Consider the following 12,242-nt stretch of genomic DNA (forward strand, 5'->3'; position numbering starts at 1 on the left):
GACGCTCTGAACCTGTTGATGGGCATGTTAACCCCTGCATCTCTCGCTTCGGCATATTCTGCAAATCCCCTCCGTACCTGGACAATACTGGCGTGCCTGCAAATAATGGAGGAACGTTTAGACAGGGAAACAGGAATGAAAAACGAAACGGGTCTGAGGATCATGACTGCTGAGGGAGAGTTACGTGGAGGCATGGATGATGACCTTTTCGTATTTAAAGGCATACCTTATGCGGCGGCACCGCAGGGCGCACTACGCTGGCGCCCGCCTCAGCCAGTGATACCGTGGCAGCATGTGCGCGATGCCACGGCGTTCGGGTCATCTGCCTGGCAAAATCGCACGTATTGCCAGGCTGTGGGCGGCGGCGATCCCGGTGAGTTTAGTGAAGATTGTCTCTACCTGAATGTCTGGACACCCGATGTCGAACCGTCAACGCCGCTGCCGGTGATGGTGTGGTTGCACGGAGGAGGCTACACCATTGGTGCGGGCGGCCTGGCACCGTACAGCGGCAAACCGCTGGCGTCCCGGGGCGCAGTGGTGGTCACCCTTAACTACCGGCTGGGTCATCTCGGCTTCTTCTCACACCCGGCCCTGGACGCTGAGTATCCTGCCGCGGGCACGGTAAACAACTTTGGTCTGCTTGACCAGATTGCCGCACTGCAGTGGGTGCAGCGCAACATTCCTGCATTCGGCGGCGACCGCCGCAATGTGACGCTTTTCGGTGAATCCTCTGGTGCGCGCAGTGTGCTGTCACTCTGCTGTTCACCACTGGCCGAAGGGCTGTTTCACAAAGGCATCGTACAGAGCGCCTATAGCCTGCCGGACACGCCGCTGAAAAAAGCGCGTCAGCAGGGCGTCGCTGTAGCCCGCCATTTTGGACTGCCAGCCGATGTCAGCGCAGAGGCGTTGCGCGCACTGCCCGCTGACGCCTTCTGGTCGCTGGACGGCCCACTGGCGATTCCGCCGGTACCCATTGCCGGTGACGCCGTATTGCCTGAGCCCATGTTGAAAACCTTTATGGCGGCAAAACAGCACCGTCTGCCGCTGATGGCCGGCAGTAACAGCGATGAAGCCAGCGTTCTGGAATATTTTGGTGTTGATGCTACTGCAGTGCTGCAGCAGTTACGCGACAAAAATCGACTCACTTACCGTACGCTTAAATGGATGTATGACATCCATGACGATCATCTACTGGGACGCGCCGTGGCACGCGATATGGCTTTCACGCTGGTGCCATGGCTGGTGATGCGGGCGCAGCACAATGCTGGCATGCCGGGCTGGCGCTACTGGTTTGATTATGTTTCAGAGCATGCGCACGATCTCTATCCACACGGCACCTGGCACGGCAATGAAGTGCCCTATGTGCTGAATACGCTGAGCCAGATGCCCGATCCCAATGAAAATCGTCCGTTCAGTGATAGCGATCGGGCCTTTGCTGAGCAGGTCAGTGACTACTGGTTTACCTTCGCCCGGGATGCCACAGAATATAAGCACCAGCTTGAAGGCGAGGTCGCCTGGCCCGCCTGGCATCCGGGGCAGGATGTGACAATGTCACTTGGTCAGGAGCATAAAAGCGGATTGGTTCTGAAGCGAAACTTTATGCGCGCCCGAATGCGTCTCTTCAGATTATTAATGACGCATCTGGTCAGGCTGTAGGTGTGCCATTAAGATTAGCCTGCTAATCATTAAATTTTTCAAATGAAATTAATCTGCTTAATTAACTGTAAGGTATTAAAATTTAAGAATTTTACAGCGTTAAATCCTATTTGACGCTGTAAAATAATAGGTAACAAAACAGTTACATTTTCACCTTCCTGTGCCGATAAACCTCCTATGCCCGACGCTTGCGGGTCAACGTGTATAGGATTTTGGTATGGGAATGCTCAAAAATTTTACCATTCGCGCAGTGATGCTCACGATTCTGGGGCTGTTTTGCTTACTGTGGACCGGCGTCGGGCTGTATAGCATCCACTCTCTTGGCGCGCTCAGCGAAGGCAACGAGGTTGACCGTCATCTGGTTGAGCAAATGACGGTGCTGAGCAAAGGAAACGATCAATATTTTCGTGTTGTCACGCGCTTGTCCCGTGTGATGGAAAGCAAAGCGGCAGGTAAAACCCTGACCGACGAATCGTACGCGCCGGTGCAACAGGCGCTGGATGGTATGACCCAGCAACTGGCACGCTTCAAACAGCTCGCCCCCGGTCCGATGAACCCGGAAGTCGTGGATGGTGTGATTCAGAGCTGGCAGAAGCTGCTGGATGAAGGCGTAACGCCACAATTTCAGCTGGCGCGTCAGCCAACACCTGATGCTTATCGCCAGCAGGCGAACAACGTCACTCCGGCATTAAGCCGCGCGTTTGGCGTCAGCGCAGAGAAATTCAGTCAGGGTGCAGCTCAAAAGCTGGATACCACCCGCGTTGAAGTTGATCACCTCACCGCGACGACGAAAACAATAATTACCATCACGGTCATCATTGGTCTGTTTATTCTGCTGTTTACCGACCGCTATCTGGTAACGATGCTGGTTCGTCCGCTGGAAAGCATTCGCACCCATTTCGCCGTGATTGCCACGGGTGACCTCAGCCAGCCGGTCAATGAATTCGGTCGCAACTGTGTGGGTAAACTGGTTCCGCTGCTGAGCGCCATGCAGGATAGCCTGCGTGAAGCGGTTAGCGCCATTCGCAGCGGTACTGAGAATATCTCGCGTGGGGCGGCAGAAATTTCTGCAGGTAACAATGATCTCTCATCACGCACTGAAGAGCAGGCCGCTGCGCTGGAGCAGACTGCAGCCAGCATGGAGCAGTTGACTGCTACGGTGAAATTCAACGCTGATAACGCCCGTCAGGCCAGCCTGCTGGCTGAAACCGCCACCACGACGGCACAGCGAGGCGGCCAGCTGGTCAGCGAAGTGGTCAGCACCATGGATGGCATTTCAGGCAGTTCGAAGAAAATTGCTGAGATCACCAACGTGATTAACGGTATCGCTTTCCAGACCAATATTCTGGCGCTGAACGCCGCCGTTGAAGCGGCTCGTGCCGGTGAACAGGGTCGGGGTTTTGCTGTAGTGGCGTCTGAAGTACGTAACCTTGCCCAGCGCAGTGCCAATGCGGCCAAAGAGATCGCGACTCTGATTGAAGAGTCCGTTCAGCGTGTGGGTAAAGGCGCCGAGCTGGTGAGCACCACCGGCGGCACCATGAATAATATTCTGAAATCGGTACAGGATGTGGATGCGATTATGAAACAGATCGCCTCCGCCTCAGAAGAGCAGAGCAAAGGCATTTCTCAGGTGGGAACAGCAGTCACAGAAATGGACAGTGTCACGCAGCAAAACGCCTCACTGGTTGAAGAGGTTTCCGCCGCCGCAAGCGCGCTGGCGCTGCAGACAGAAGCGCTGCAGGCCTCTGTGTCGAAGTTCCGTCTTTCCAGTGAACGCAAGAGCGCACCTGTCACCGGCAATAAACCGGCTGCGCCAAAAGCCCCGGTGCTAAGTGCGCCTCAGGACAAACCTGCTGATAATGGCGACTGGGTCACCTTCTGATCCCGGCTAAGCCACGCCACCAGTTCCGCCAGGAACGGTGGCGCATCCTGCGCAGGCCGTTGCAGTAGACTGTAAACGGCGCCCGTTTTAACCTCGCCAGCGAACGGCTTAATCAGCCTGCCGCTGGCGATATCACTCTCCACCAGATTGCTGTCGGCAATCGCCACGCCAAATCCCTGAATCGCTGCACTGATCGCTAAATCCATCGTGGCAAAATGCTGGTTTCGCTTCATGCTGAGTGTGACCTGCTGCGCTTTCAGCCAGCACTGCCAGTCACGGGTGTCTGCGGTGGGATGCAAAAAGGTCATTGCAGTCAGCGCCGCCGGAGAGTCCGGGCAGGGCTGATTCGCTGCCATTACCGGTGTCAGTGACTCACAGAACAGGCAGACGCCTTCGGGATGCGGCTTGCCATAGACAATCGCGGCATCAAAATTTTCAAGCTGCGTAGCATGATCCAGCGTTGTCGTCAGGGCCACATGCAGTTCAGGGCGCTGTTGTTCCAGCGCCATCAGCCTGGGGACCAACCAGCGCATCGCACAGGTCGGCGCTTTCAGGCGAATGCTGACCTGACTGCGGCGGACCTTTTCGCTGGCCTTAAGCATCAGTTCAAAACCCTGCTGCAATTCGGGTAGCAGCGCGGCGCCCTGTGGCGTGAGCCGCAGGCCGCGCGCGTGGCGATCAAACAGTGTGACACCCAGCCACTGCTCCAGTGCGGCGATCTTGCGACTGACGGCACCCTGAGTCAGACACAGCTCACGGGCTGCATGGGTCAGATTGAGATGACGGGCGGTCACCAGAAAGGTGTGAATGGCATTAAGCGGCAGCGATAAGCGTGACACACTGAACCTCAGCTATGCATTTTTTTCATGGCTATTATGACGACATTTCGCTTGCCGACTCAAGTGGCAGCCCGTTGAATAGCGTTTTACCGCATCTGATCGGTTATGCCCCTGACGGAGAGACTATGTCCCTGAAAACGCCTGTCGCTATCCACTCAAAATTGCCGGACGTCGGCACCACTATTTTCAGCGTGATTGGCCAGCTCTCGGCGCAGCATCAGGCGATCAACCTGTCGCAGGGTGCGCCCAACTTCCCCTGCGATCCGGTGCTGGTCGACTCTGTCAGTCGCGCGATGCTGGAGGGTCATAATCAGTATGCCGCCATGATGGGCCTGCCGGCCTTGCGCGAGGCGCTCGCCAGTAAAGTGGAGGCGCTCTATGGCCAGAAATATGATCCTGCCCGTGAAGTGCTGATCACCGGCAGCGCCAGCCAGGGGCTTTATATGGCGATTACCGCGCTGGTGCATCAGGGCGATGAAGTAATCTTCTTTGAACCGGCATTTGACAGCTATGCTCCGGTGGTGCGGTTGCAGGGCGGTACGCCGATAGGCCTGAAGTTGCAGGTGCCGTCATTTGCCATCGACTGGGATGCGCTGCGGGCGGCGATCACACCGCGTACCCGCATGATCATCATTAATACACCGCACAACCCCAGCGCGCAGGTACTGACGCCTGATGACCTTAATCAGCTGGCGGCATTGATTCGCAATACCGATATCGTGGTGCTCTCCGATGAAGTCTATGAGCATATTGTGTTTGATGGTCACTCTCATTGTGGCATGGCAACGCACCCGGAACTGGCGGCGCGCAGCGTCATCGTCTCCTCGTTTGGTAAAACCTTCCACGTCACGGGCTGGCGGGTGGGCTACTGCCTGGCGCCGGCAGCGTTGATGACCGAACTGGTGAAAGTGCATCAGTTTATGATGTACGCCGCCGACACGCCGATGCAGGTGGGTTTCGCACACTACCTGCAGCGGCCGGAGAACTACCTGTCGCTCAGCGCCTTCTATGAGCAGAAGCGCGATCGCCTGATCACCCTGATGCAAAATTCGCCGTTCCAGCTGCTGCCGAGTGCCGGTTCGTTCTTTATGCTCGCCAGCTATGGACATTTCAGTGACGAGCCGGACAGTGAAATGGTAAAACGTCTCATCGTCGATCACGGTGTGGCCACCATACCGCTGTCGGCGTTTTATATGGATGGCACAGACAACAAACTGATTCGTCTCTCATTTGCGAAAGACGAGGCGACACTAGAGGCTGGCGCAGCGGCGCTATCTGCTTTTTCTCACTGAATCACGCCACCGCGTGAGGCAGCACCGGGAACAGGTAACCAGGACTTTTCGGGGTAAATAATGAAGAAACTGAACGCGCTTTTTCTTGCTCTGGGCATGATGACATCGGTACAGGCACTGGCACAGGATTTACGTTACGGCGTAGAGTCACAATATCCGCCATTTGAAAGCCGCAATGCCAAAGGGGAGCTGGAAGGCTTTGATATTGAGCTGGGCAACGCTATCTGTAAGGCCGGCAATTTCAGCTGCCACTGGGTCGAGAGCAGCTTTGATGCGCTGATCCCGGCGCTGCAGGCGAAAAAATTTGATGCCATCAACTCGGCGATGAATATCACCGAAGCGCGCGCCAAAAGCATCGCATTTACGCAGCCGATCTACCGTATTCCGACCATGCTTGTGGCGAAAAACGGTGAAAATCTGGCACCGACCGCCGACAGTCTCAAAGGTAAAAACATCGGCGTGTTGCAGGGCTCTATTCAGGAAACCTATGCGAAGAAGCACTGGGAGACGCAGGGCGTAACGGTCACGTCGTATCAGGATCAGAACCAGGTTTACAACGATATGGTCGCGGGCCGCCTTGATGGCACGCTGGTGATGTCTGCTGCCGGCCAGTCCGGTTTCCTTGATAAGCCCCAGGGTAAAGGCTTTGGCTTTGTCGGCAAGCCGGTCGAAGATGACGCGATTCTTGGCTCGGGCATCGGCTACGGCCTGCGCAAAGATGACGCCCAGCTGAAGCAGTCTCTTGATGCGGCGATCGCCAAAGTGCAGGGCGATGGCACCATCAAAAAGCTGGCTGAAAAATACTTCCCGGGCATTGATGTAAGCGCGAAGCCATAAACAGAATCGGGCGCACTCTGCGCCCGATTCTCTCCGATTGATTATGTCAGCCTTCATTTTTATCAAACAGTTCTTAGATTTAAGCCTTTGCAAAGTTATTCCATTCATCCTGATAGATAATGTTTCCGTCCGTATATTTCCAGGTAATAGCCTGATATCGCAATTCCAGTGTTTCCAGGTGCGTGCTGCTTAGTCCGTTAGGGGCAAGATAGGGAGAAACGGTAGTGAGCTTTATCCCTTCCAGCATAATATTGAAATATTCAACCTCGCTGCCTGACTCCACAATTCTGTACATTTTTGTTGTGCCATTTTTAAGTATTCGTCCTTCACAGATTGCGCGATAAAGAACGGGCGTTGTCTGGTCGAACTCTTTGACGATAGTAATCGGGCTGTGAACACGCGTACAGGTTAGTTTTCCCCGGGCGGGATCAACAGGAATGGTGATGTGGTGTGCGAACGATTTTAACTCTATTGAACCGAGTCGACGTGGCATCTGGCAGCTCCCCACGATGGGTGAACCGTTTTCATCGTCAAGCCATAGATGATCGGGTACAGACATAATTTTATTTCCTTATTGAGGTTTCTGACATTGTCTGATGTTTAGCATCACCATTTGAATATTCGTGGAAAAACCATTATTACAATTAAGACAAAGACTGCAATGGGCCATAAAGGACCTTCTGGAAAAATCTGCACGAAGATGACTGCGAAAGTAAGAATAAGAAATGGGGGAGCATAAACCTCAATCATTGATTTGAATATTATTCTAAAAAACCGGCATATAATGTTTTTAATCATTTGGCTATCGAATCATAGTCGTGATTATTTTTGAAATTTCATTATCGGATGGGGACGTGTTTTTGAGGGCTCCCGAGTTAACAAATAACGGGTCAATCAGGAAATACATCATTTCAAGTTCTTTTTCATAGAGTGCTGCATAATATGCCGGTAAAGTGTAATTTAACCGGTTGGCGCAATCTGCTGCTTTCTGAACGACTCCATAAATTCCAGTAATTGTAAGTGCACTGCCAGCCCTTCGGCCAATTAGCGCGCTCATATCAAGGTTCACTTTCATGCCGACTGCAACTGCTACCGTAACGGCGGAAGAAAACCGTTTTGGGTGAGATGACTGGCGGCAATGTGTATATTGATGGCCATGAGATATTTTTTTATCCATTCAAGCTGGCGATCTGTCTTTAATCTGAATAATCCATCGAAATATATCTTAAGCATATCGATCACAACATTACCATGGCTAAGTAGTTGATATACTCCCTTTGCAAATCTTACGTCCTCAACTTTTTGCTTCTGACAAACCTCCTGATATTTTTCTGTGAAGCACGAGGTGTAATAAAGCGCACGTTGCACGCCTGAACCTATGTGTTCAATCTGATGTGATAATGCATCACTAACCCCATTAAAGGCCCGATCTAACTTTTTTGCTAAAATTTCGTTCGCCTGTAAATAATTAATTATTTCATCAGTGTGTTGCATAACTGAACCCCTTAAATTATCCCCGCATTTAAATGTTCATTGAAGATAAAGAGCATTAAGATGTATGTAAATCCGCTTGAGTGCTCATTAATGCGCGCGATCAAAATAAACCGGATAAAAGGAGGGTGCTTTTGGGAGGTGAAGTTATAATAGTGACGGAATAACGCAGATTCTGGCCTTAATAAAACGCGCGTTTAATGTGGAAAATTCGCTGATTAGGTTTCACTGGCTGTATCAAAATCAGGGCTGAATTTCCCATTTCAGCCCTGTACATATAAGCATTAATAAAACTGTTAACCCGCCGCCAGATAACAGAGTTTTTCCGCCACCTGATAGGATTTCACAAAGGACGTAATCGGCAGAAACTCGAAGCGTGAGTGGAAGTTGTGTGCGCCGGTAAAGAAGTTCGGCGTCAGCAACCCTTTGGCTGACAGCGCAGCCCCATCCGTGCCGCCACGCATCGGAATGACTTTTGGCTCAATTTCCAGCGCGGCAAACGCACTGAAGATCAAATCAATCGCCCGACGATCCTCACCCAGTGCATTGCTGATATTGCTGTAAATATCGCTGATCGTGATGCTCACGTCGCCGGTGGGATAACGTGCTGCGAGTTTTTCCGCTGCCTGCTGCAACTGCTGCTTGCGTGCGGCGAAGCTGGTGAGGTCAAAATCACGAATGGAGGCCTTTAGCGTGGCTTTGCTGGCGTTGGCCTGAATCTCATTAAACCAGATATAGCCTTCGCGACCTTCGGTGTGCTCCGGCGTCTGCTGGCGATCAAACAGGCTGATATAGTCATGCGCCATCAGCAGCGGATTGACCAGCACGCCTTTGCCCGACATGGGGTGTGCGGGCACACCGGTAAACACAATCTCTGCAGCAGCACCATTGAAGTTTTCATATACCACTTCACCCAGTTCGCAGCAGTCGATGGTCCAGGCAAAATCGACATTAAACCGCGATTCCAGATCGAGTGCTTTCGCCCCGCGCAGGCCAATCTCTTCGTCCGGCACAAAGGCCACCACGATATCGCCGTGGTCGCCTTTAAGATTGGCCATCAGCGTCATCACTACAGTAACCGCCGCTTTGTTGTCAGCGCCCAGCACGCTGGTCCCGTCGCTGAAAATCACCTGCTGACCCACATAGGGCGCGATCTCAGGATGTTCATCGCGGCGCAGCCAGATATCCTGCTCTGCATTCAGACAGAGATCTTCGCCCTGCCAGGTGAGGATCTGCGGGTGAATATCAGGCGACAAACCGACATCAACGGTATCGATGTGTGTAATAAACCCGATGCGCGGTGCGTCAGGACGGTTACCGCGTTTTACTGCCGTCACTGTGGCATGTTCATCAATTAACACCTCATCGAGACCCAAATCGCGCAGCTCATCCGCCAGCAGTTTTGCCATGGCGTGCTGACTCGGGGTGCTGGGCAAGGAAGTTGATTTGGCATCGCTCTGACTGCTGACGGCGAGGTAACGGAAAAAACGTTCGGTGAGTTGCGACTCAAGTTTGTCTGTCATCACTATTCCTTATTAGTCAGCCACTGGCGGGGTTCGCTATGGTGCCGAATCGTGCTATCAATGAAGCATCTGAATGATTCATTTAGATATTGTGATCACCGGAAGTCAATACAAAGCGAGGATGATAATGAAAATCAAGATAGCCACCTTAGCGCTTGTTACTGCTGGGATAGCGCTGGCTGGCAGCGTAAACGCCAAAACGCTGGTCTACTGTTCTGAGGGATCGCCAGAGAATTTTAACCCTCAGCTCTATACCTCCGGAACCAGTGTTGACGCCAGTGCCGTACCGGTCTTTAACCGGCTGGTGGATTTCACGCCCGGCACCACCAATCTGGTCCCGAGCCTGGCGGAAAGTTGGGAGATCAGCCCGGATGGCACCGTATACACCTTCCATCTTCGCAAAAATGTGAAGTTCCAGAGCAATAAACAGTTCAAACCCAGCCGCGACTTCAACGCCGATGATGTGATCTTCTCGTTTATGCGTCAGATGGACCCGAAAAATCCCTTCCACAATGTTTCTGGCGGCACCTATTCCAACTTCGAAAGTCTTGAACTCTCCACGCTGATTAAACATATCGACCGGGTTGATGACCACACCGTGCGCTTCACGCTTGCTCATCCGGAAGCGCCATTCCTTGCCGATCTCGCCTGGTATTTCGCCTCAATCCACTCGGCGGAATATGCAGACGCGATGCTGAAAGCGGGGACGCCGGAAAAGGTCGATATGAACCCGATTGGCACCGGCCCCTTTGAACTGGTGCAGTATCAGAAAGATTCCCGCATCCTCTACAAAGCGTTTCCGGACTACTGGCAGGGTAAGGCGAAGCTCGATCGGCTGGTATTCAGTATTACGCCTGACGCCTCCGTGCGTTATGCCAAGCTGGAGAAGAACGAGTGTCAGGTAATGCCATTCCCGAACCCCGCCGATCTGGACAAAATGCGCGCCAATCCGGACATCACTCTGGAACAGAAGGCGGGTCTGAACACCGGCTTCCTGGCGTTTAATACCACTAAAGCGCCAACCGACAACGTCAAAGTGCGCCAGGCGCTGGCGATGGCGATCAACAAACCGGCGATCATCGAGGCGATATTCAAAGGCACTGGCACGGTCGCGAAGAATATCCTGCCGCCGGGCGTCTGGAGCGCGGACAAAGATCTGAAGGATTACGACTACGATCCGGAGAAGGCCAAAACGTTGCTGCAACAGGCTGGCGTCAAACCGGGTACCGAAATTGCGCTCTGGGCGATGCCGGTTCAGCGGCCTTACAACCCGAATGCGCGCCGCATGGCGGAGATGATTCAGTCGGACTGGGCCAAAGTCGGCATCAAAGCCAACATTGTCAGCTACGAGTGGGGCGAATACCTGAAGCGTGTCCGAAGTGGCGAGCATCAGGCGGCGCTGATGGGCTGGACGACTGCGACCGGCGATCCGGATAACTTCTTCGGCCCGCTGTACAGTTGTACCTCTGCGCAGGGCGGTTCTAACTCTTCAAAATGGTGCTACCAGCCGTTCGAGAAGTTAATCACCGAAGCCCGCGCCGAGCCGGATCAGGTCAAACGCACTGCGCTCTATCTGCAGGCGCAGCAGATAATGCATGATCAGATGCCTGCCGTGATGATCGCGCACTCCACCATCTTCGAGCCGGTGCGCAAATCGGTCAGCGGCTATCAGGTCGATCCGTTTGGCAAGCATATCTTCTATCAGGTGGATATTAAGCAGTAACTCGTGGCAGTTAACGTCAATGGCCCACACATCAGTGGGCCTCTTATCCCATCCTCACCTGCTGATCCATCTCCGTCAGCCGCTGCTGCAAAAACGCCAGAAATAGCGTCAAAGCCGCATTGCGCTGACGTCCCGACACTGTCTGAAGTTGCAATGTGCGCTGACTCAACTGATCCACTCCCATTGACCGCAACACCAGATTTTGCGTATCGCGCTCGAACAACAGGGTAAAGGCACTACAGATGGTTACTGCCTGCGGCGTATGCAGCAAAAAGTGATAAAGCGTAGCGAAATAGTCGCAGGTCAGCACGGGCTCCACCACGCAGTCGTTCATCTGACAGGAGAGATCAAACAGCTGCCGCACCGTGGTGTGATGACCGGGCAGTGCCAGCGGCCAGCGAGGCAGATCGCCCAGCGTCACCTCGCGTGACGCCAGCGGATGTGAAGCATGCATCGCCAACAACACCGGTGCAGGCCAGGAACCCAGCACCTCAACGCTGCGCTCCGGCTGCAGACTAAACTGCAGCGCCACATCGCATTCTCCCGCCCGGACGCACGCGGCCACGCCCTGCGAGTGCGTCACGTTAATCGCAAACAGCGCGCCCGGGTTTGTCAGGCGAAACGCCGCCAGCAGGCCAGGCAGCAGACTAAACGCCATACCATCCGTGCAGGCGATGCGGATCAAACTGCGGCGTATCGCTTTCAATCCCTTAATCTCCGCCAGCGCATACGTCATATCGAGCTGACTCTTACGCACGTGATGCGCAAAAATCTCACCCGCCTCATTCAGCACCATGCCGCGCGCGTGACGCTCAAACAGCGGCACCCCGACCTGTGCCTCCAGCCGCTGAATCTGACGACTGATCGCCGATACCGCGACAAAAAGTTGTTCACTGGCGGCGCTCAACGAGCCGCTCTCAACAACCGCCAGGAAATAACGGATCTCGCTGCTTATCATCTCCACTCCATCAAAACGCATCATAAAAGGGCAGTCATGCA

General features: G+C 53.6%; 10 protein-coding genes. 5 read left to right on the plus strand and 5 right to left on the minus strand.

Features of this window, described 5'->3' with window-relative positions:
• Positions 1 to 135: 135 nt before the first annotated feature.
• Both LQK91_RS04835 and LQK91_RS04840 read left to right on the plus strand, forming a co-directional pair.
• Entirely contained in the window at positions 136 to 1,656 is a 1,521-nt protein-coding gene (locus tag LQK91_RS04835) for a carboxylesterase/lipase family protein (RefSeq protein WP_078804432.1), read from the plus strand.
• A gap of 217 nt (positions 1,657 to 1,873) precedes the next feature.
• Entirely contained in the window at positions 1,874 to 3,538 is a 1,665-nt protein-coding gene (locus LQK91_RS04840) for a methyl-accepting chemotaxis protein (RefSeq protein WP_105099150.1), read from the plus strand.
• Here the strand turns inward: LQK91_RS04840 and LQK91_RS04845 are convergent.
• A complete protein-coding gene (locus LQK91_RS04845; protein WP_105099151.1) occupies positions 3,496 to 4,377 on the minus strand; it encodes a LysR family transcriptional regulator in 882 nt (293 codons plus the stop codon). The genes LQK91_RS04840 and LQK91_RS04845 overlap by 43 nt on opposite strands.
• A gap of 125 nt (positions 4,378 to 4,502) precedes the next feature.
• Here LQK91_RS04845 and LQK91_RS04850 point away from each other — a divergent pair, with 125 nt between their 5' ends.
• Together LQK91_RS04850 and LQK91_RS04855 are read left to right on the plus strand one after the other, a co-directional pair.
• A complete protein-coding gene (locus LQK91_RS04850; protein ID WP_105099283.1) occupies positions 4,503 to 5,669 on the plus strand; it encodes a methionine aminotransferase in 1,167 nt (388 codons plus the stop codon).
• Between the two features lie 60 nt (positions 5,670 to 5,729).
• Complete coding sequence (locus tag LQK91_RS04855; protein ID WP_003853710.1) at positions 5,730 to 6,506, plus strand: transporter substrate-binding domain-containing protein; 777 nt, start codon at positions 5,730 to 5,732, stop codon at positions 6,504 to 6,506.
• Positions 6,507 to 6,585: 79 nt separating this feature from the next.
• Here the strand turns inward: LQK91_RS04855 and LQK91_RS04860 are convergent, their stop codons facing one another.
• The 3 genes from LQK91_RS04860 to pepT all read right to left on the minus strand — a co-directional run bounded on the left by LQK91_RS04860 (position 6,586) and on the right by pepT (position 9,520).
• A complete protein-coding gene (locus LQK91_RS04860) occupies positions 6,586 to 7,065 on the minus strand; it encodes an Hcp family type VI secretion system effector (protein ID WP_105099152.1) in 480 nt (159 codons plus the stop codon).
• Positions 7,066 to 7,595: 530 nt separating this feature from the next.
• Positions 7,596 to 8,000 carry a hypothetical protein gene (locus tag LQK91_RS22055; RefSeq protein WP_105099154.1) on the minus strand — a complete coding sequence of 135 codons (405 nt, stop codon included), beginning with the start codon at positions 7,998 to 8,000 and terminating at the stop codon, positions 7,596 to 7,598.
• Between the two features lie 293 nt (positions 8,001 to 8,293).
• Complete coding sequence (pepT, locus tag LQK91_RS04870; protein WP_105099155.1) at positions 8,294 to 9,520, minus strand: peptidase T; 1,227 nt, start codon at positions 9,518 to 9,520, stop codon at positions 8,294 to 8,296.
• A gap of 127 nt (positions 9,521 to 9,647) precedes the next feature.
• Here pepT and LQK91_RS04875 point away from each other — a divergent pair, with 127 nt between their 5' ends.
• A complete protein-coding gene (locus LQK91_RS04875; RefSeq protein ID WP_105099156.1) occupies positions 9,648 to 11,243 on the plus strand; it encodes an ABC transporter substrate-binding protein in 1,596 nt (531 codons plus the stop codon).
• A gap of 43 nt (positions 11,244 to 11,286) precedes the next feature.
• Here LQK91_RS04875 and LQK91_RS04880 read toward each other — a convergent pair whose 3' ends face one another.
• Entirely contained in the window at positions 11,287 to 12,201 is a 915-nt protein-coding gene (locus LQK91_RS04880; protein ID WP_105099157.1) for a LysR family transcriptional regulator, read from the minus strand.
• Positions 12,202 to 12,242: the final 41 nt, after the last annotated feature.

Source organism: Pantoea sp. MHSD4 (genome assembly GCF_021043305.1).
Classification (GTDB): domain Bacteria; phylum Pseudomonadota; class Gammaproteobacteria; order Enterobacterales; family Enterobacteriaceae; genus Pantoea; species Pantoea eucalypti.